Genomic DNA, 21,485 nt, shown 5'->3' with positions numbered 1-21,485 from the left:
GATAACTGCGGCGCGGGGGCCGCCTCTTGGCAGAGACGACCCCCGTGCCTCCGGCCGCGCCGATGGCCAGCGCGGGCGGATGACGGCCAGTTGGGGAATGACCCGCAGGCGTTACTTGGTGGTGACGCCGGTCAGTTCGAGGTCACCGTGGAAGTCGACCTTGACGTTGTCGACGTTCTTGCCGTGGCCGCCGTTGATGGCGTAGTACCAGAGCGGGATGGCGGGCATCTTGTCCACCAGGGCCTTCTCGACCTCCTGGTAGGCGGCGACGGACTCCTCCAGGGATTCCGCCTTGTCACCCTTCGCCATCAGCTCGTCGATCTCCTTGTCGGCGAACCGACCGTTGTTCGACTCAGCCTTGGAGTGGTAGAGCTCCTTGAGGAAGTTCACGTTGACGGGGTAGTCGGCCACCCAGCCACCGCGGTAGAAGCTCTTGACCTCGTTGTTGTCACGCGCTTCGAGGTCGGTCGGGAAGTCCGGCTTGGCGTCGCCCACGCAGTCGACCCCGGTGGCGTTGCGGATGGACTCGCAGACAGCGGTCACCCACTCCTTGTGCCCACCGTCGGCGTTGTACTGGATGGCGATCTTGTTCTCCGGGACACCGCCGCCGGCCTTGATGAGCTCCTTGGCCTTGGCCGGGTTGAACTTCAGGATGTCCGAGTCGAGGGTCTGGTTGCCCTTGACCTGCGGAGGCGTGAAGCTCGTCGCCGGGATGCGCGTGCCGTTCAGGACGGTCTTCGTGATGGTGTCACGGTCGATCGCCATGGACAGACCCTGGAGGACCTTGGGGTCGATGTCCTTGAACGTCTTCGAGTAGAACGCCGGGTTCAGCGACTGGATCGCCGCGTACGGCTGGTCGATCGCGCCGTCACCGAGGTCCGTCTTGTACTTCGGGAGGTCACGCGGGCCGACCTGGCGGATCATGTCCAGGTTGCCGGAGATGACGTCGGAGTACGCGGCCTCGACGGTCGAGTAGTTCTTGAACTGGATGCCCTTGTTGGCAGCCTTGTTCGGGCCCTGGTACTCGTCCCAGGCCTTGACCTGGATGAGCTTCTTGTGGGTCCACTTCTCGAACGAGTACGGGCCGTTGCCGATCGGCTTCTGGCCGAACGCCTTCGGGTCGTCGTAGAAGACCTTGGGCAGCGGCGCGAACGTCGCGTAGCCGAGCTTGTAGTTGAAGTACGGGACCTTGTTGCTCAGCTCGATCGTGAACGTGGTGTCGTCCACCGCCTTCAGGCCGGACATCTCCTTGGCCTTGGGCGCACCCTTCTCGGGGTGGACGTCCTCGTAGCCCTTGATGTCGGAGAACCAGAACGCGTTCTGCTGCTTGTTCTCGACGTTGGCGTACCAGTTCCACGCGTCGATGTAGGACTGCGCGGTGACGGCCTCACCGTTGTGGAACTTCCAGCCGGACTTGAGCTTGACGGTCCACGTCTGGGAGTCCTCGGTCTCGACGGACTCGGCGTTCGTGAGAACGATCTCGCCCTTGTCGTCGAAGTCCAGCAGCTGGGTGAACAGCGACTGGATGACGTAGGAGCCGTTGCTCTCGTTCGTGTCGGCCGGCATCAGAGGCTTCTGGGGCTCACCGACGTCGATCGAGACGTAACCGGCGGGCTGACCTGACGTGTTCTTCTTGCCTTCGTCGCTGCTACCGCCGCCACAGGCAGTCGCGGCCAGGGCGATGACGGCCGCTCCCGCGACCCACTTGGCGCTCTTGGCACCGCGCATGGGTTTCCTCCTCATGAGTCCACTTTTGACTACAAGAAGGGCACTGGAGAGATTCACCGACACCCCTGACGGTGATCGTTCAGTGCCCCGAGTGTGCTCGTGAGTCGGCACTCCCCACAGTGCGTGACCCATTGACCCGAGCTCAATGGAGCCAACTATTGAGTACGGCCGGGCTGTAAACCACACTTAAAGGGTCTCGGTTTGACAACATCAGACCCGCCTGTGTGCCCGAAATCCGGACAAAGCGATCCCAGACAGACACGCCCGAAACGGACTGTTAACACATGTTCCGGAGAGCGACCCCCGATATCCGGACACCCTGGTCAGGAAAAGGGATTGACGAAGGCCCGGCCCACCACAGTGTCCGTGGTGGGCCGGGCCTTCTGTCAATGCCTGTGCTGACGGACCGTCCGACGGGTCCCGGAGGACGCGGCGAATCTCCGCATGCGGAGCGTGCGGCTCCAGGGCGCCCGGGCCGGTACGCAGAACCGCCCGGCAGCCCTCCAGGGGGCGTCCGGGCGGTCCTCACAGGCCTGCGGGCCTGCCGGGTCAGCCGTGCTTGGCGCGCGAGGCGGTGCGGCCGCGCTGCTTGGCGTCCAGGACGACCTTGCGGATCCGCACGGTCTCCGGGGTCACCTCGATGCACTCGTCCTCGCGGCAGAACTCCAGGGACTGCTCCAGCGACAGCTTGCGGGCCGGGACCACGTTCTCCGTGGTGTCCGCGGAGGCCGCACGCATGTTGGTGAGCTTCTTCTCCTTGGTGATGTTCACGTCCATGTCGTCGGCGCGGGAGTTCTCGCCGACGATCATGCCCTCGTAGACCTCGGTGCCTGCCTCGGTGAAGATGACACCGCGCTCCTGGAGGTTGACCATCGCGAACGGCGTGACCGAACCCGAACGGTCCGCCACCAGCGAGCCGTTGTGACGGGTGCGCAGCTCGCCGAACCACGGCTCGTGACCCTCGAAGATCGAGTGCGCGATGCCGGTGCCGCGGGTCTGCGTCAGGAACTCCGTACGGAAGCCGATGAGGCCGCGGGAGGGCACGATCCACTCCATGCGGACCCAGCCGGAGCCGTGGTTCGTCATGGTCTCCATACGGCCCTTGCGGGTCGCCATGAGCTGCGTGATGGCGCCGAGGTGCTCCTCCGGCGAGTCGATCGTCATGCGCTCGATCGGCTCGTGGGTCTTGCCGTCGATCTGCTTGGTGACGACCTCGGGCTTGCCGACGGTCAGCTCGAAGCCCTCGCGGCGCATCTGCTCGACCAGGATGGCCAGCGCGAGCTCACCACGGCCCTGGACCTCCCAGGCGTCGGGGCGCTCGGTGTCCAGGACGCGGAGCGAGACGTTACCGATCAGCTCGCGGTCCAGGCGGTCCTTCACCTGGCGGGCGGTGACCTTGTGGCCCTTGCCGCCCTTGCCGACGAGCGGCGAGGTGTTGGTGCCGATGGTCATCGAGATGGCCGGCTCGTCGACCGTGATCAGCGGGAGCGCGATCGGGTTCTCGGGGTCGGCCAGGGTCTCGCCGATCATGATGTCCGGGAATCCGGCGACGGCGCAGATGTCGCCCGGGCCCGCCACCTCGGCCGGCTTGCGGGTGAGCGCCTCGGTCATCATCAGCTCGGTGATGCGGACGTTGGACATGGTGCCGTCACGCTTGATCCAGGTGACGGTCTGGCCCTTGCGCAGCTCGCCCTGCTCGACGCGGCAGAGCGCGATACGGCCGAGGAAGTTGTCGGCGTCCAGGTTGGTGACGTGGGCCTGGAGCGGCGCGTCGGCGTCGAACTCCGGGGCCGGGACGTGCGACAGGATGGTGTTGAAGAACGGCTCCAGGTTCTCGCTGTCCGGCGGGACGGTGCCGTCCTCGGGCTTGGTCAGCGAGGCGACGCCGTCACGGGCGCAGGCGTAGACGATCGGGAACTCGATCTGGTCCTCGTCCGCGTCCAGGTCGAGGAACAGGTCGTACGTCTCGTCGACGACCTCGGCGATCCGGGAGTCGGGGCGGTCCGTCTTGTTGATGCACAGGATGACCGGCATCTTCGCGGCCAGCGCCTTGCGCAGCACGAAGCGGGTCTGGGGCAGCGGGCCCTCGGAGGCGTCGACGAGCAGCACGACCGCGTCCACCATCGACAGACCGCGCTCGACCTCGCCGCCGAAGTCGGCGTGGCCGGGGGTGTCGATGATGTTGATCGTGATCGGGTCCCCGCCGTCCTTGGGGTGATACTTCACCGCCGTGTTCTTGGCGAGGATCGTGATGCCCTTCTCACGCTCCAGGTCGTTCGAGTCCATCATGCGGTCGTCGAGGTGCTCGGCGGCGTGGGCGGCGAACGCTCCGGCCTGCTTGAGCATGGCGTCGACCAGCGTGGTCTTGCCGTGGTCGACGTGGGCGACGATGGCTACGTTACGGATGTCGTGGCGCGTGGGCATGGGTGGCTTGCGCTTCTCTCGGATCGTGGGATCAGGCGTCTCAGTCGGTCTTCGAGTCCTCGTACGCCCGCCGGGCGGCACGCCACGGCTCGTCCCATCGTACGGGCCTCGGGCGCGCCGGGCTTCCCGGGCCGATCCGCGGAAGCGGTCTTCCCGTGTGATTCAGGCGATATTCAGCCGGTGTCAAGGAGCGGCCGGGCCATCGATGTGGCCGGAACGCGGCGGAGCTGTGGGGGGTGAGGAGTGGTGAAGCGATGAACGGCCCGGGTCAGGGCAGACACCACACTGCCCGCCGGCGGAACCGGCGGGCAAGGGTTTTGAGGAGCATCTGAGCTTGGCGTCGGGAGGGTGTGGTGATTGCCCGCTACTTCTTGCGGTCTGCGGGGGAACCTGCCGCTTGCCGGTTCTTGAAGCCGATGTCCTGATACCGGGGGGCCGCGAAACCGAACGCCCCGACGTTCGCGAGCTGCTGGTCGACCGCGACGAGCTGCGGGCGCTGGAAGAGCGGAATCGATCCGGCGGCGGCCCAGATCCGGGCGTCCGCCTGCTTCATCAGCTCCCGCGCGGCCTTCTCGTCCAGCTCTGCGGCGGCCCGGTCGAAGAGCTGGTCGATGTGGTCGGTGCCGACCCGGGTGTAATTCTGCTCCACGAGGAGCGATCCGTCGGTGGCGGGCTCCGGCTTGGCGTAGATCGGGCGTCCGTCGGTCGCCGGGTAGGCGGTGGCGGGCCAGGAGTAGAGCGCCAGGTCGTAGGCGCCGGAGGCGATGTGGTCCTTGAAGTAGCTCTCGTCGGGGACCTTGGTGATCTCCGTGCCGATGCCGATCTTCTCCAGCATCACGGCGATCTTGTCGCCGACGCTGCGCAGCGACTGGGAGCCGGGTCCGGAGGGGAGGACGAAGCGCAGGGTCAGCGCCTTGCCGTCCTTGCCGAGCTGCCCCTTGGCCGCGGCGGGCGCCGGGGCGGCTGTGCCGACGGGGGCGTACGCTCCGGCGGCTCCCCCGGGCTGCTTGTCCTGGGCGGCGACGGCGCCGTCCGCACCGGCGGTGCCGGCCTGGCGGAGCAGGGCGGCGCCCTGGGTGGCGGCGGTCCGGGCGGGGGCCAGGACGTGGACGGCGGAGGCGGCGCCGGCGGAGGCCGGGGCGGGGGCGCCGGGCTTGTTGTCCTCGCCCACGATGTAGAGGCCCTCGGCACGGGAGGCGGCGCTGTCCTCGGAGGCCTGGCCGGCCTTCTCGCGCTCGGCGGCGGAGTCGGCGGAGTCCTCGGGGCCCTCCTCCGCGGACTTCTTCCCGTCCTTCTCGCTCTTGGCGTCCTTGTCCTCCTCGGCGTCCTTGTCGCCCTTCTTCTCCGCGTCTGCGTCGGCGTCCTTGTCGCCCTTCTTCTCCGCGTCTGCGTCGGCGTCCTTGTCGCCCTTCTTCTCCGCCTCGCTGCCCGCCTTGGTGTCCTTGGGCGGCTCGGCCGCGCCGCCCAAGGTCCAGCCGGCGTCGGCCAGCAGGGCCTGGGCCTCCTTGGCGTTCTGCTCACCGAGCGCCCCGCTGCCGTCCTTGTAGCCGGGCTGGCCCGCGAGGGCGAGGTGGCTGCCGAGCGGCTTGGCCGGAAGGCCCAGCGGCCCCAGCACGGTCTGGGCCAGCTCCTGGCGGTCCAGGGCGCGGGCCACCGCCCGGCGGACCCGGTCGTCGGCGAGCGGGCCGGACTCGCCGTTCAGCGCGAGCTGCGTGTAGGCGGGTTCCAGGGACTTGCGGACGGCGAAATCGCGCAGGGCCTTCTGCTCCGCGGCGTACGCGACGACGGCCTTGCGGTTCTTCTCCCGGGCGACCTGCGCGATCTCCGCGGTCTTCTCGTTGCTGCCGTGCGCCTGGGCCCAGGAGCGCAGGGCCTCGGCGGGCGTGATCTGGGAGCCCGGGCCGTGGGCGAGGGGCTGGCCGTTGTTGCCCCGGTCGCGGCGGGCGAGTGTGATGCGGTCGGCGGTGGCCGCGTCGATGTCGGCGATGTGCACCTTGCCGTCGGTGAGGGCCTGGGTGCGGTCCTCGGCGGCGACCGCCCGGAAGACGAGGGTGTCCAGCTTGGCCTTGTCGCCCCACCAGCGCGGGTTGCGGGCCAGCGTGACGGTGCCCTTGGCCTTGCTGACGGCGCGCAGGACGAAGGGGCCCGCGGTGTTCTTCAGGGCGGTGCGCGCGCCGTCGTTGAAGGCGTCCGGCGAGCCGGTGATCTCCTTCGGGTAGAGCGGCGAGAACAGCGAGCGCCAGTCCGCGTACGGCTTGGAGAACGTGACCCGCACCTGGAGGTCGTCCGCGCCCCGCTCGATCTTCTCGATCCGCTCGTAACCGGAGTTGCGGGCGGTCCAGAACGCGGAGTCCTTGCCCCTGAGAGCCCGCCACTGGGCGACGAAGTCGGGGGCCCCGATCTCCCGCCCGTCACTCCACACGGCCTGCTGGTTGAGCTTGTAGAGCACCACCTGCTTCGGCTCGCGCTCGATGACCTTCGCGGACTCCAGGTAGTCCGGGTTGAGCTTCGGCTGCCCGGACTTGTCCATCGGGAAGAGGGTCGGGAGCAGGGCTCCGGTGATCCGGGTCGTGGCGCTGTCCGCGTCCGCCTGGAAGGCGTTGAAGGTGGCGGGCAGCGCGTCGACCGCCCAGTTCACCGTGGAGCCGTCGGTGACCGTCTCGCGGGCGGCGGGTGCGATGTCCTGGGGCACGCCCCGGGAGGTCTCCTCGCCGCCGGAACTGCAGCCCGCCAGCACCGGGATCGTGAGCACTCCGGTCGTGAGGAGCGCGAGCGTTCGGCGCTTTCGAACCGTCCCGCGCGGGACGCCGACGTGGGACATGGCTGATTACCTCCGGGGACGGCCCGGACCACCCTGTACCGGAATGGACCGGATAGTGCGTATGTAGTGGCATTTGCAGTTGATCACACTGATTCCTTCCGCTTACTGAAAGCGCCCCCTCGCGCGAGAGGGCGCAGACACGGCGGGCGGGAGCCGCAAGCTCACCCGCCCGGAGGAACGTTCCGCCCGACCCGGCGGCCGGGGTCCGTGCGTACCCGGCCCCATGCCCCCGAGCACCCGGTCCCCGTGCCCCCGCGAGCGGTCCGCGTGACACCGGGTGACCTTGCTCCTCGCGCGGCCCAGGATCTAGGGTGAATGCGCTTTCACGAGCCTCGTGATCGCGTCGCCCGGCGAGCAGACCGCCGGCCCGGTACCAGCCCCGCGCCGCCGGACGTGGGCTGCGGAAGAAGCGGACGGACGGTGGGTCGAGTGAGCGCCCCCACGGTGTACGACGTCGCCGAGCGGTCGGGCGTCTCGATCGCCACGGTCTCCCGGGTCTACCGGAACCCCGATTCCGTACGCGCCCAGACCCGCGAGAAGGTCATGGAGGCGGCCCGCGAGCTGGGGTACGTGCCGAGCGGCAGCGCCCGGGGCCTGGCCAGCCGGACGACGGGCGTGCTCGGGCTGTGCTTCCCGGACTTCGCGGACCAGGACGCCGAGGCCGCCGCGGCCGCGAGCGACGCGGACGACGACCAGGCCGTCATGCTCTACTCCGACCAGATCATCCGGGGCATGGAACGGGCGGCCAGGCGGCACGGTTACGCCCTGCTGATCGCCGCCTCGCTGGACGGCGGGCCGGAGAGCCTGGTGGCGAAGGTCGCCGGGCGGGTCGACGGATTCGCCGTACTGGCGCGGACCGTGCCGACCGCGGACCTGGAGGTGATATCGCGCCGGCTGCCCGTGGTGATGCTCGCCGGGCCGCGCGAGATCGACCACCTGGACCACATCGTGGTGGCCAACGCCGAGGGCGAGCGGGAACTGACCCGCCATCTGATCGAGGACCACGGGCTGCGCCGGCTGGCGTTCATCGGCGGCGAGGAGAACTCGCCGGACGCCCAGGCCCGGTTCCGGGGCTTCCAGCAGGCCTGCCGGGACGCGGGCCTTCCGGTGCCCTCCCGGCCGGAACTGCGCGCCGGGATGATGACGCAGGCCGAAGGCGCGCTGGCGGCGGGGGCCCTGCTGGACCGGTCGGAGGGTACGGGGGTGGAGCGGCCGGAGGCGATGCTGTTCGCCAACGACCAGATGGCGGTCGGCGCGCTCCAGGCGCTGGAGCGGCGCGGGGTGCGGGTGCCCGGGGACATCGCCGTGACCGGGTTCGACGGGATCCCGCTGAGCCGGATCGTCCGCCCGCCCCTGACGACCGTCCGCCAGCCGATCCGGCAGCTGGGCGAGGAGGCGGTGGAGCTGCTGGTGCGGCGCCTGGCAGACCCGGGCCGCGCCCCGGTCTCGCTGGAGCTGCCGGTCTCGGTGACGCGGCGGGCGAGCTGCGGCTGCGGCTGAGCCGGGCCGTTCCCCGCTGCCGGGCCGTCGACACCTCGGCGCGGCCCGGACGCCTGAGCCCGTACCCGGGACGCAGCCCGGACGCCTGAGCCCCGGGGCCCCGGGGAGCGGCCGGCCCCTCAGGCCGCCGGCGTCAGCCGCTCCCCGAAGAACCGCCTCCGCCGCGCGTCGAGTTCCGCCGCCTCGGCCGCCATCCCCCGGTACGCGAAGTGCCCCGCCGTCAGCACCTGGAGCTCACGCTCCCCGGCCAGCGCGTTGTGCACCGCGAACTGCCCCGGCGGCGGCACGGACGGATCGAACAGCGCGGCCGCGACCAGCGTGGGAAGCGTCAGCCGGGTCGCCGCCGTCGCCGCGTCGAAGTAGCGGAGTACGCCGCTGACCCCGGGGTGTTCGCGGTGGTGCGCCCGGACCGCCTCCCCGCTGCCCGCGCAGGGCAGGGTCAGGCGCAGCGGGTGGTTGCCGAAGGTGGGGACCGTGAGCTGGGCCGCGCCGAAGCGGCCGTCCCAGGGCAGCGCGAGGGCGCCGAGCCCGCCGCCGAAGCTCTCGCCGAGATAGCCGAGCCGGGGCCCGCCCGGGAGGCCGGCCGACGCCAGCTCCGGTACGAGTGCGGTGAGGGCGGAGGCGGCGCACCACAGGTCGGCCGCGCAGTCCCCGATGACGTACGTGTCGCGGGAGCCGATCCCGTGCAGGACATGCTCGTCGGCCAGGTCCGGGATGTCCGCCACCCGGCCCCGCTCCCCCATGCCCCGTACACACGGCAGGATCGCGGCGGCCCCGGGCAGCGGAGCGGGCAGGTCCCGGCCGGGCTCCTGGCGGCCGCCGTAGCCGTGCCCGACGACGAATCCGTACCGGACAGGACCCTCGGCGGGCAGCGCGAGCCAGCCGCCGAGCCGCACGCCGCCCACGGAGGTGAAGGCGACGCCGTGGATGCGCACACCGTCGCGCTCCTCCTCCACCGGGCCGAGGACCGGCCGTGGGTCCACCGCGCGGGCCCGCGCGAAGCGGCCCCGCCAGAACGCGTCGAAGTCGTCGGGGGCGGGCGGGGCGGGGATGCCGAGAAGGGCGTCCGGCGCGTCGTACCCGTAGGCCGGGTCGAACGCGAAGCCGTGGGAGAGCGCGACGGATGAGGCCATGCCGCGAGGGTAGACGCCGACTCTCCGGCGGGACTCCGACCCCCGGCACGACGAATCGGTCACATCGCCTGTTGTTCCACAAACAGCGCGTTTACGGTTCAACGACAGCGCCGGAACGACGACAAGTCGCCGGGATGTCGAGCACGTTGCACGAGTGTGACCCAGCACCCTCTTGCGCATTCGCGAACGACTGGCGCAGAGTGATGTATGCGCTTACAGGCAGCGCATACATAGCGCAGCATCCGGATTGCTCAAGGAGGAGCCCTCCCATGTCCCGCATCGCCAGAACCGCTCCCGCCGGCCTAGCGCTCGCGCTCGCCGTGACCCTCTCCGCCTGCGGCTCCTCCGGCGGCGACGTCGCGGCCGACGAGAAGCAGACACTCACCGTGTGGGCCATGGGGGCCGAGGGCGAGAAGCTCGCGGACGTGGCCGAGGTCTACGAGAAGGCCAACCCGAACATCACCGTGAAGGTGACCCCGATCGGCTGGGACGTCGCCCACCAGAAGCTCGTCTCGGCAGCGGCGGCGGGCACCCTGCCCGACGTGGCGCAGATGGGCGGCAGTTACCTGGGCGAGTTCGCCGAACTGGGCGTGCTGGAGCCGGTGGACACCAAGGTCTTCGACAAGAAGGCCTTCTTCCCGGCGGGCTGGGAGCAGGGCGAGGTGGACGGCACCGCCTATGGCGTGCCGTGGTACGTCGACACCCGGGTCCTCTACTACCGCACGGACCTGGCCGAGAAGGCGGGCGTGAGCGCGGCCCCGGCGAACTGGAAGCAGCTCCAGGACCTCGCGACCGCGTACCAGAAGAAGGCCGGTACGAAGTGGGGGCTGTCCATCCAGCCCAGCGGCCTGGACACCGTGCAGAACTTCTACTCCTTCCTGTACTCGGCGGGCGGTGAGATCGTCAACGAGCGGGGCGAGGCGGTCATCGACAGCCCGGAGGCGGTCAAGGCGCTCAAGGAGTACGGCAGTTACTTCGACAAGGGCCTCTCCAACAAGTCCGTCCAGCCCGGCTACGACGTGGTGAAGGACTTCGGCAACGGACGGGTCCCGATGTTCTTCGGCGGTCCCTGGCACGTGACGCTGCTCAACGAGGGCCAGCCGCAGATCAAGGGCAAGTGGGCCATCGCAGGCGTTCCTGCGGACGCCTCCTCCACCTCGATGGCCGGCGGCTCCTCGCTCGTGGTCTCCAAGGACAGCGAACACAAGGCGGCGGCCACCGAGTTCATCCAGTACCTGACCGACACGAAGGGTCAGTCCGACTGGTACGAGCGGACGAAGGACCTGCCCGCCAACACCTCCGCGTGGGAGTCCGGCGTCCTCGCCGACGACGCCGACCTGCAGACCTTCAAGAAGCAGATGGACACCGCCAAGTCCTCCCCGTCCCTGGCCAACTGGACCGAGATCACCGATCAGGTGGACCAGGCCATCGCCAAGGTGACGCAGGGCAAGGCTTCCGCCGAGGACGCGCTGAAGACCGCGCAGTCCGAGATCGAAGGCCTCGTGAAGCAGTAGCCATGAGCACCTCGACCACCACGACCGAGAAGGACGCCCGGCCCGCGAAGGCAGGGGCGACGCCCTCCCCCGCCACCGCGGGCGGCCCCCGCCGCAAGCGGACGCTGGGCGTGCAGAACGCGGCGGGCTGGCTGTTCTCCACCCCGTTCCTCGTCCTGTTCGCCGTCTTCATGGCGTTCCCGATCCTCGCCACGCTGGCGATGAGCTTCACCGACTTCGGGCTGCGCAACGTGACGCGCCCGTGGGAGGCGGAGTTCATCGGCCTCGAGAACTACGTCGAGCTCTTCGGCGACGAGAAGTTCCTCAAGTCCCTCTTCAACACGGGATACTTCGTGGTCGTCGGCGTGCCGCTGACGATCGGGATCGGGCTGGTCGTCGCCGTCCTGCTGAACAACGGCATCGACCGGGCGCGGACCTTCTTCCGGGTCGGCTTCTACGCCCCGGTGGTCACCACCATCGTCGCGGTGGCCGTCGTCTGGCGGTTCGTGCTCGACCCGAGCGACGGGCTGATCGCCGGGCTCTTCTCCGAAGTCGGGTGGACCGCGCCGGACTTCCTCGGCTCCGAGACGCTGGCGATGCCGTCGCTGATCGTGATGGCCGTCTGGCGGAACGTCGGAACGGTCATGGTGCTGTTCATCGCCGGCCTCCAGGCGATCCCCACCGAGGTGCGGGAGGCGGCGAAGCTCGACGGCGCGAGCGTCTGGCAGGAGTTCCGGTCCATCACGATCCCCCTCCTGCGCCCGACGGTCCTCTACGCCACGGTGATCACGACGATCGGCTACCTCAACGTCTTCGAGGAGCCGTTCGTGATGACCCAGGGCGGCCCGTCCGACTCGACCCTCACGGTCTCGCTGAACATGTACCGCGAAGGGTTCAACTTCTTCCACATGGGCTACGCGAGCGCGATGGCGTACGTCCTCTTCGTGGTGATCATGGGCATCACGGTGCTCCAGCTCCGACTGCTGAAGGACAACACGAAATGAGCGCCACCAGCAGCAAGGCACCGGTCGAGCCGCTGAAGTCCCGGGCCCCGAAGTCCAGGGCCCCGAAGAAGCGGAGCGCCTCGCGCCCCGTCATCTACACGCTTCTCTCGCTCGGCCTGCTGGTCATGTCGGCGCCGTTCCTCTGGATGGGGATCTCCGCCTTCAAGACGCAGAGCGAGCTGTCGGCCAGCCCACCCGTGTGGATCCCCACCGAGTGGACCCTGACGAACTTCCGGCAGCTGCTCGACAAGCTGGACCTGCCGCTGTACTTCATGAACTCGGTGATCGTGGCGGTCCTGGTGACCGTCTCGAACCTGGTCTTCTGCTCGATGCTCGGCTACGCCCTGGCCAAGCTGAACTTCGTCGGCCGCAACAAGATCTTCGGCCTGGTGCTGGGCGCGCTGATGGTGCCCGGCAACCTGATGCTGCTGCCCCTGTTCGTGCTGATGAGCAAGCTCCAGCTGATCGACAGCTACGCGGGTCTGGTGCTGCCCTTCGCCGCCGGGGCCTTCGGGGTCTTCCTGATGCGGCAGTTCATGCAGTCGATCCCGGACGAGCTGCTGGAAGCGGCGCGGATGGACGGCGCGAGCGAGTGGTACATCTTCTGGCGGATCGTGATGCCGCTGGTGAAGCCCGCCCTCGCGACGCTCTCGATCTTCACGTTCCTGGGCTCCTGGAACAACTTCGTCTGGCCGCTGATCGCGACCAACGACCCCGAGAAGTACACCCTCCCGGTCGCCCTCGCGACCTTCGCCACCGACCCCAACAAGGCGGGCGGCTCCAACGGAATGCTGATGGCCGGGGCCTTCCTGATCGTGCTGCCGGTGTTGATCGTCTTCATCGCGCTGCAACGGCACTTCACCCAGGGCATCGCCACGGCGGGCATGAAGTAGCGCTCCCGCCCAGGCACTCCACGTAACAGAGACCGCGCCCCACCCCGTGGGAACCCCGGCGCGGCCACACCCCACACCACCACCAGAAAGACATGTCGCGATGACGAACACCCCTGCCCCGAACCAGCCGGCCACGGTCTCCGTCCCGTTCCCCGAGGGCTTCCTCTGGGGCGCGTCCACGGCCGCCCACCAGATCGAGGGCAACAACACCGACTGCGACTGGTGGGTCAAGGAGCACGCCGCCGGCACCCACATCGCGGAGCCGAGCCTGGACGCCTGCGACAGCTACCACCGCTGGCCCGAGGACATGGACCTGCTGGCCTCGCTCGGCTTCACGGACTACCGGTTCTCCATCGAGTGGGCCCGCATCGAGCCGGTCGAGGGCCACTTCTCCCGCGCCCAGCTCGCGCACTACCGCCGGATGGTGGAGGGCGCGATCGAGCGCGGTCTGCGCCCGATGGTGACCCTGCACCACTTCACCGTCCCCCAGTGGTTCGAGGCGCGCGGCGGCTGGACGGCCGAGGGCGCGGTGGAGCTGTTCGCCCGGTACGTGGCTGCGTGCGCCCCGGTGATCTCCGAGGGGGTCTCCCATGTCTGCACGATCAACGAGCCGAACATGATCGCCGTCATGGCGGGCCAGGCCAAGCGCGGCGACAACAGCTTCCCGCCCGCCGGCCTGCCGACCCCCGACGACGAGACGACCGAGGCCGTCATCGCCGCCCACCACGCGGCGGTGAAGGAGGTCCGGGCCCTGGACGCGGGCATCCAGGTCGGCTGGACCATCGCCAACCAGGTCTACCAGGCCCTCCCCGGCGCGGAGGACGTCACCGCCGCCTACCGCCACCCGCGCGAGGACGTCTTCATCGAGGCGGCGCGCGGCGACGACTGGATCGGCGTGCAGTCCTACACCCGTACGCGGATCGGCCCCGACGGACCGATCCCGGCGGCCGACGACGTCGAGCGGACGCTGACGACGTGGGAGTACTACCCGGGCGCGGTCGGCGAGGCCCTGCGCCACACGGCCGAGGTGGTCGGGGACGTCCCGCTGATCGTCACCGAGAACGGCATCGCAACCGCCGACGACAGCCGCCGGGTCGACTACTACACGGGCGCGCTGAACGAGGTCGCCTCGGCACTGGAGGACGGCCTCGACATCCGGGGCTACCTGGCGTGGAGCGCGCTCGACAACTACGAGTGGGGCACGTACAGGGCCACCTTCGGTCTGATCGCGATCGACTGGGAGACCTTCGAGCGCACCCCGCGCGACTCGGCGAAGTGGCTCGGCTCGCTGGGCCGCGCGCGTGAACTCCCGCGCACGGCAGCGTGATTCCGGCGTCTCCCGATACCGGGGGACGCCCCTGATACGGGGAGCCACCTGACGGCTCCCTCCGGCCCGGGAGCCGGCGGAACCTGACGACCGCCGGCTCCCGAGCCGCCCGCACGAGCACTGTTCCCCTCTCTCCCTTCTGCCACCAGGAGCCGGACCGATGGACCGTCGCACGTTTCTCACCGCCGCAGGGACCGGGGCCGCGGCCCTGTCGCTCGGAGCCGTGACCGCCCCCGCAACAGCAGCCGCCCCCGCCGACTCGCGCCTCCTCACGACCTGGTTCCGCGACACGTACCGCTCGATCGAGGCGATGACGACCGGCCTCGGCCTGGTCACCGACAAGATCGACCTCAGCGGCGCGGGAGCCCCCGTCCCGTCCCGCCAGACATCACCGACCAACATCGGCTGCGGTCTCTGGTCGGCGGTGGCCGCCGCGGGCCTCGGGGTGATCCGCGAGAGCACGATGGTCCGCGCCCTGACCCGTACGGTCACAGCGGTCGAGAAGCTGGAGCGACACCATGGCTTCTGGCTCAACTGGTACGACGCGCACGACGGTTCGGTGCTGACCGAGTGGCCCGGAACCGGAGCCCCGGTCCGCCCGTTCCTGTCCTCGGTGGACAACGCGTGGCTGGTGACGGGCCTGCGGATCGCCGCCGACGCCGCCCCGGCGCTGCGCCCCCGCATCGACCGCATCCTGGCCACGGCGGACTGGTCGTACTTCTACACCCCGTACGACCCGGCCGACCCGGTGGCGGGCCCGGGCCAGCTCCGGGGCGGCATCTGGACGGACACGGACGAGCCGACCCCGCATCACTACGGCGCGCTCAACACCGAGCCTCGCATGGCCAGTTACCTGGGTATCGCTGACGGGTCACTCCCCGGCGACCACTACTGGCACCTGCTGCGCACGATGCTGCCGGAGCACGAGCAGGAGCAGAAGCCGGGCGGCGGTTACGTCACGGTCGACGGCGTACGCGTGTGGAACGGCCACTACACGCACCGCGGCCGGAAGGTGGTCCCCACCTGGGGCGGCTCGATGTTCGAGGCGCTGATGGTGCCGCTGTTCGTGCCGGAGCCGGAGTGGTCGCCGCGCGCGTGGGGCGTGACCCACCAGCGTTACGTACGCGGGCAGATCGACCACGGCCTGCGGGAGGCGGAGTACGGCTACTGGGGCTTCTCCCCCGCCAACGTCCCCGAGGACGGCTATCAGGAGTACGGGGTTGACGCGCTCGGCATGCAGGTCGACGGCTACGCCTCCAACACCGACCGCACGCACACCACGGACGGCGAACCGCTCCCGCCTCCCTCGGCGTTCACCAACGGAGTCGTCACCCCGCACGCCTCCTTCCTGGCCCTGCCGTACGCCGGCCGGGAGGCGGTGGCCAACCTCCGTTCCCTGGAGAGGGACTTCGGCGCGTACGAGGACGGGCTCGGCTTCCGGGACTCGGTGAACGTGTCGACGGGCCGGGTCAGCGACTTCATGCTCGCGCTGGACCAGGGCATGATCGCCGCGGCCTTGGCCCAGGAACTGCGCCCCGGCCTGCTTCAACGGCCCTTCCGCACGGGCGGGTTCCGGAGCCGGGTACGGCCACTGCTGGAGCGGGAGCGGTTCTCGGTCTGAGGCCGAACGGCACGGAGAGGCCTTGCCGGCGCGCGGGAACGCGGGCCACGAACACGTGAACAGGCACCCGGCTGTCCGAGGTGTCCGGCAGCGGCCACGTCCCCATTGCAAGGCTCCCCGCATGGTCGTTTTCCGGCCCCGTTTCGTTCACCCTGAAACAGTTTCCACAAGGCAAGAGAGGGGACAACTCCCTCCCCATCCACGGTGATACCGGACAGCAACTCTGGCTTGTTCTGGCGCGTTTACTCGTTTCAGCACGCATAAGTGTTCGTTTCGCGTGAAGAAACCGTGGCAGCGTGTGCCGCTCCGGTGAGCGCAGCGCTCACCGCGTCTACGTATCCCGTGGGGGGATCGCATGGTTTCGCGTGCTTTCGGCACGTCGTCTCGGCGTGCCCGTATCCAGCGCAGAAGCGCGTTGACCGCCGCCCTGGTGGTGGCGGCTCTCGGAGCCTCGGCCCTGCCGTCGCTGGCGGCCCCGGGCGGAAAGCCGGCCGCCGATGGGGCGGCGACGTCCGCCTGGGGGCCGGGCGGGCCCAAGGCGGAGATCCCGCCGGTGAAGGTCGGCTCCAACAAGCCGGTCGGCAATGAGACCGAGGCGGCGCCCTCGGCGAAGAAGGCGGCCTGGCTGGAGGCCGAGGAGGAGCGCGCGACGACAGGCACGCCGCCCGCACCGGCCGCCCGAGCGGCGGCCCGGGGAGCGGCGGCGGCCGCGGCCGCGTACGTTCCGGAGGGTCAGGGTTCGGTGCCCTGGCACCAGATATCCGATTTCCGGATCACCGATTCGCTGGTGGCGCGGGTGAACTACTCCACCGGCAACCTGATGCTGGCGGGCACGGACTTCGAGATCGCCGGGGTGGGGCAGAAGCTGCGCCTCGCCCGGACGTACAACTCGCTGGACGCCCCATGGGGCAAGGTGTCGCAGCGGTGGTGGCAGGAGTACGAGCGCTATCTGAACCTCGAGAACGCGGACGAGGTGGTCCTGTACGACGCCACCGGAGCGGCGGTCCGCTTCGCGAAGGAGTCGGGTGGGGCGCTCACCACCCCGAAGGGCTATTCCAAGGACCTGAAGAAGAACGCGGACGGCACGTACACGCTGACCGACCGCAAGTCCGGCTCGAAGGACACCTACGACGCCAACGGCACGCTGACCAAGGTGACCGACAAGAACAAGGGGGCCATCACGGTCGCCCAGCACCATGAGGGCGGCGAGCACAAGGGCTTCAAGCTGACCGAGACCCGCTCCGGGCGCTGGGTGGACCTGGTCAAGACGTACCCGAACCAGTGGCAGGCCAAGGACCACACCGGCCGCACGGCCGTCTTCGACCTGAACGCGGCCGGCGACCTGGCGAAGACGACGGACACCGAGGGCAAGTCCACGGTCTTCGGCTACGACTCCTCACGCCGGCTGACGAAGATCACCACCCCGAAGGGGCGGGTGACGGTCTTCACCTACGACGACCAGAACCGCGTCACCTCGATGCTCCGGGCCACCGAGTTGGGCGGCTCCGGCCACACCGGCCCGACCTGGACCTACGCCTACTCCGCCGCCACCCCGTCGGCGGCCGGCAGGACGACGGTCACCGACCCGGAGAACCACGCGACGAAGTACGAGCACGACGCGGACGGCCAGGTCGACAAGGTCACCGACGCACTGGAACGGTCGCGCTCCAAGAAGTACGACGCGAACCGCAACGTCGAGGAGGCCGCGGACGCCATGGGCGTGGGCGGGGCCTCGGGAAACGTCACCAAGTACGGGTGGGACTCGCGGAACAACCCCACATCGTCCGAGCTGCCCACCGGTGCGACCGCCACGATGACCGGCTACCAGACGATCGCCGGGTCGGACCTGCCCGAGACGATGACCACGGCGGACGACGAGAAGACGAAGTACACCTACGACACGGCGGGCAACACCAAGTCCGTCGCGGTCCAGGGAACGGGCGGTGGCAACCAGTCCTTCGACTACAACCCCGCCACCCCCACCTGCGGCGGCTTCGAGGGCCAGGTCTGCAAGGTCACCACGAAGATGACGGAGTCGAAGTCGGTCTCCACGACGTTCACCTACGACGCCCAGGGCAACCTGAAGACGGTCAAGGCACCGGCCCCGCTGGGCACGACCACCTACACCTACGACGGCCTGGGCCGCCCGGAGACGGTGAAGGACGCCCGTGGGGTCACGATCGTCTACACCTACGACCACCGTGACCGGGTGAAGAAGGTCGACTCCTCCAACTACCAGGCCGTCACCTACGAGTACGACAGCGACGGCAACCTCATCCAGCGCTCCGACGGCACGGGAGTCATCAGGTACGACTTCGACCCCCTCTCCCGCGAGACGGCCCGCACCCTGCAGAACGGCTCCGAGACGGTCCTCGCCTACACCCCGGCGGGCAACGTCGACACCTACAAGGACCCCGCGGGCCTGACCGACTACACCTGGAACGAGGTCAACAAGCTCGCCGAGCTGAAGGACCCCAAGGGCAAGATCACCACGTACGCGTACAACAAGAACGACGTCCGCACCACGACCACCTACCCCGGTAACACGGTGCAGGAGGTCACCCCGGACAAGTCCGGCCGCCCGGAGAAGATCAAGGCCACCAGCCCCAAGGGCACCCTGGTCGACCTGGCCTACACCTACGCCCGCCCGGACGGCAAGGACGGCGGCAAGATCGGCACCACGACGGACGCGGTCGCGGGGACGAAGACGAGCTACGAGTACGACAAGTCGGGCCGCTTCGCCTACGCGGCGGAGAAGAAGGGCAGCACCCTCACCTCCTCCTGGCAGTACTGCTACGACCTCGCCGGGAACCTGACCTCGCAGGGCGTCGACAAGGGCTGCCCGCGCGGCACCACCTACACGATCAACGACGCCCAGCAGATCACCGCGAAAGACGGCTCGGCCACGAACTGGTCCTACGACAAGATCGGCAACGAGACCGCCGCCGCCTCCACCCCCGAGTCCGTCCGCACCGGGATGAAGTGGACGGACTACTCGCAGATGACGTCGATCACGACCGGCGGCAAGACGTACGCGGGTCAGTACGGCTCCACCGACCAGTCCGAGCGCATCAAGCTCGGCGACACCTTCTTCCACAACGGACCCCTCGGGCTGTCCGCCACCTCAACGGCCGGGGTGGACACGGGATTCAACCGCGAGCCCGGGGGCACGCTGAACTCCATGACCCGTGGGGGGAAGAACCACTACTACCTGACCGACGCACTCGGCAGCGTCGTCGCCCTGACCGACGAAGCGGGCACGAAGGTCAACACGTACGCCTACAGCCCCCGCGGCGTCCAGCGAGCCACCACCACCGAACAGGTCCCCCAGCCCTACCGCTTCGCCGGCGGCTACCAGGACCCCACCGGCCTCTACCACTTCGCGGCCCGCTACTACGACCCCAACATCGGCCGCTTCACCAGCCCCGACCCCTCCGGGCAGGAAGAGAACCCCTACCTCTACGCCGAAGGCGACCCCGTCAACCGCATCGACCCCACCGGGCTTCTCAGCCTGAGCGGTGTCGCAGATGCGCTCGGCCCTGTCGGCGACATAGCCACAGGAGCCGTCCACTTGGCCCAAGGAGACACCAAAGCCCTGTGGGGCGATGTCGCAGGTGTGGTTGCCGGTGGCCTGGCAGGAGGCTTGTGCGGAGCGGCAGTAGCCGCCAGCGCCGCCCCTACTCTGGGTGGATCCCTGGGAGCCACTGCTGGTTGTTACGCAATCTCCTGGAGCGCAGGGCAGATAGCTTCTAACGCGGTTGGCGGGTAACTAGAATTCTGGGTGGGAGAGGGGAATCCCCCTCTCCCACCCAGAGCACAGAAAGGAATACAGCATGTCAGATCCACACGTCGGATGGACAATGGAGCAGCGAGCCGCCGTCAAGCGGTATGTTCAGTTCGCTGCAGTGTTCGCGGTTTTGGGTATTGCATTTTCGATCTTCCTTATCGCTTCCGGAAATACTGGAGGATGGGCACTCCTGGGGATCCTTGGATGCATTTCCGTAGCGGGGTATTTTTTCATTCAGAGAGGGAAGACCGGGCGCAACTGAAAGTCGCACCGGCAGGTACAGGATCCGCGACAGGACGAGCGCAACGCAGTGATCGGCAAGTCGGTCACCCTAGTCCTCTTCCTGGGAGCAGGCGTGGTCTGTCTCATCGCGGCCGGAGCGTTCAAGGAGGTGTGCTTCCAGGATGGCGGCCGTCCGCGCGAGACGATCAGCAAGGGATCGCCGCATGACCAACGAGAAGGCAACGATAAGTAAGGTCTTCGGACTCCTGGTACTCGCCCTTACCGCGTTCATGGTGATATGCGTTGCCGTCATGCTGGCCACGGGGGCGAAATTCGTCCCGGTGATGGCCGCTCCCGTTGTTTTCCTGGGCATCGGAGTGCTGATGTACAGGTCCGGAAGGACGTCGGGGTAAGGCGCCGACGTCCCGCCCCAGCGGCCACGAAGACCGGCAGGGCCAGTTCCAGCGCGCCGAGGACGGCGAACGCCGCGAACACGGCGTACACCGGCAGCCCGACGAAGGCCAGGACGACCCACCCGACCTGGGCGACCACCGTCCAGCGGATGTTGGCCAGGCAGACGTCCCGGTACTCGGGGGCCTCCCGGGCGGCACGCGCCCACTGGAACACCATCGCGATCCGCATCACGACATACCCCGCGACCATCGCCCGCAGTTCGAGGTGCCCGCCCTCGTCGACGGAGTGGAACATCGCCGGGAGGCCGAGCGAGAAGACCACGACCCCGATCATCTGGAGCATCGTCAGGACCCGGTAGAGCCAGTCGTCGGTGGCAAACGCCGAGGCGAACCAGCTGAAGCTGATCCAGGCGACGCTGATCGCGAACATCGCCATGACGAACGCGGTGACCGCGTGCCCCATGTGTCCCTCGGCCAGCAGCTCGGCGAACTGGGACGACGCCGTACCGACCGCGACGACGAAGGTCAGGTCGAACAGCAGCTCCAGCGGTGAGGAGACCCGCCCGTCCTCCCCGGGGTCACGACCGGTCATCGGGACGAGCCGGCGTCGCGGTCGGCTGGACCCCTCGGACCTGCCGCTCCGGTCGCGCATATCGCTTTCGGGATGTTCTGACAGGCGCGCCATCATTCCCACGCCAGGCTGCCGCGACGGGGAATCACACGCCGTCACGCGGGGCGAGATGCGGGTACTCCCCCGCGAGCACGGCGTCCACCGCCGCGAGCGTCGGATCGACGATGTCCCGGTCGTGCGCGGAAGGGTGGCCCGCGAACAGCCCGCACGCGCCGTCACCCCGGGGATCGGTCCCACCGCACCACACCAGCTCCGCGAGCGTCGCCCGGTCGCCCCTCCAGCGGGCCCAGACGGCGGTCTGGTTCGCGTCGTTGTCCCACAACGCCATCGCATGGTCGCCGTTGTGGCCGGCGGCCAGCTCGCAGAGCAGGTGTCCGGCTTCCGGGCGGCTGCCGCCGCCGGCAGCGGCGAGGCGGAGCACGAAGTCCGGGGGTGGCAGCAGGGTTACGGCGGTGCACTGCTTCATGGGGCGGGAAACCTCCGGTCGC

The 21,485-nt window shown here is 69.1% G+C and carries 13 protein-coding genes; 7 read left to right on the top strand and 6 right to left on the bottom strand.

Going from position 1 to position 21,485, the window contains the following annotated elements:
- Positions 1-111: 111 nt before the first annotated feature.
- The 3 genes from ACFWRV_RS15645 to ACFWRV_RS15635 form a co-directional block, all read right to left on the bottom strand.
- The gene (locus tag ACFWRV_RS15645; protein ID WP_384334124.1) at positions 112-1,728 is read right to left on the bottom strand and encodes an ABC transporter substrate-binding protein; all 1,617 of its coding nucleotides are present in this window, start codon (positions 1,726-1,728) and stop codon (positions 112-114) included.
- 549 nt (positions 1,729-2,277) lie between these two features.
- A complete protein-coding gene (typA, locus tag ACFWRV_RS15640) occupies positions 2,278-4,152 on the bottom strand; it encodes a translational GTPase TypA (RefSeq protein WP_371625727.1) in 1,875 nt (624 codons plus the stop codon).
- A gap of 364 nt (positions 4,153-4,516) precedes the next feature.
- Complete coding sequence (locus ACFWRV_RS15635) at positions 4,517-6,973, bottom strand: ABC transporter substrate-binding protein (protein ID WP_384334121.1); 2,457 nt, start codon at positions 6,971-6,973, stop codon at positions 4,517-4,519.
- 429 nt (positions 6,974-7,402) lie between these two features.
- Between ACFWRV_RS15635 and ACFWRV_RS15630 the strand changes: the two genes are divergently transcribed.
- Positions 7,403-8,473, top strand: a complete 1,071-nt coding sequence (locus ACFWRV_RS15630; RefSeq protein WP_384334118.1) for a LacI family DNA-binding transcriptional regulator — start codon at positions 7,403-7,405, stop codon at positions 8,471-8,473.
- A gap of 119 nt (positions 8,474-8,592) precedes the next feature.
- Here ACFWRV_RS15630 and ACFWRV_RS15625 read toward each other — a convergent pair whose 3' ends face one another.
- Entirely contained in the window at positions 8,593-9,606 is a 1,014-nt protein-coding gene (locus ACFWRV_RS15625; RefSeq protein ID WP_384334115.1) for an acetylxylan esterase, read from the bottom strand.
- Between the two features lie 269 nt (positions 9,607-9,875).
- Between ACFWRV_RS15625 and ACFWRV_RS15620 the strand changes: the two genes are divergently transcribed.
- From ACFWRV_RS15620 to ACFWRV_RS15595, 6 genes are all read left to right on the top strand, one after another.
- The gene (locus tag ACFWRV_RS15620; RefSeq protein WP_384334112.1) at positions 9,876-11,120 is read left to right on the top strand and encodes a sugar ABC transporter substrate-binding protein; all 1,245 of its coding nucleotides are present in this window, start codon (positions 9,876-9,878) and stop codon (positions 11,118-11,120) included.
- Between the two features lie 2 nt (positions 11,121-11,122).
- Positions 11,123-12,103: a carbohydrate ABC transporter permease gene (locus tag ACFWRV_RS15615; RefSeq protein WP_384334109.1), complete on the top strand. Its 981-nt coding sequence runs from the start codon at positions 11,123-11,125 to the stop codon at positions 12,101-12,103.
- Positions 12,100-12,996, top strand: a complete 897-nt coding sequence (locus tag ACFWRV_RS15610; protein WP_384334106.1) for a carbohydrate ABC transporter permease — start codon at positions 12,100-12,102, stop codon at positions 12,994-12,996. Before ACFWRV_RS15615 ends, ACFWRV_RS15610 begins: the two co-directional genes overlap by 4 nt.
- Before the next feature lie 100 nt (positions 12,997-13,096).
- A complete protein-coding gene (locus ACFWRV_RS15605; protein ID WP_384334103.1) occupies positions 13,097-14,323 on the top strand; it encodes a glycoside hydrolase family 1 protein in 1,227 nt (408 codons plus the stop codon).
- A gap of 160 nt (positions 14,324-14,483) precedes the next feature.
- Positions 14,484-15,944, top strand: coding sequence for a glucoamylase family protein (locus ACFWRV_RS15600; protein ID WP_384334100.1), 1,461 nt, complete (start codon positions 14,484-14,486; stop codon positions 15,942-15,944).
- A 433-nt stretch (positions 15,945-16,377) separates the two neighbouring features.
- Positions 16,378-19,713, top strand: coding sequence for an RHS repeat-associated core domain-containing protein (locus ACFWRV_RS15595; protein WP_384334219.1), 3,336 nt, complete (start codon positions 16,378-16,380; stop codon positions 19,711-19,713).
- Between the two features lie 549 nt (positions 19,714-20,262).
- On the opposite strand, the gene ACFWRV_RS15590 is transcribed toward ACFWRV_RS15595, so the two are convergent.
- Complete coding sequence (locus tag ACFWRV_RS15590) at positions 20,263-20,958, bottom strand: low temperature requirement protein A (RefSeq protein WP_384334098.1); 696 nt, start codon at positions 20,956-20,958, stop codon at positions 20,263-20,265.
- 124 nt (positions 20,959-21,082) lie between these two features.
- Positions 21,083-21,463, bottom strand: coding sequence for a hypothetical protein (locus ACFWRV_RS15585; RefSeq protein ID WP_384334095.1), 381 nt, complete (start codon positions 21,461-21,463; stop codon positions 21,083-21,085).
- Positions 21,464-21,485: the final 22 nt, after the last annotated feature.

Origin of the sequence: Streptomyces sp. NPDC058576 (genome assembly GCF_042718715.1) — a bacterium.
Lineage (GTDB): Bacteria > Actinomycetota > Actinomycetes > Streptomycetales > Streptomycetaceae > Streptomyces.
The sequence above is the reverse complement of the archived record's forward strand: the minus strand, read 5'-3'. Positions and strand labels throughout refer to the sequence as shown.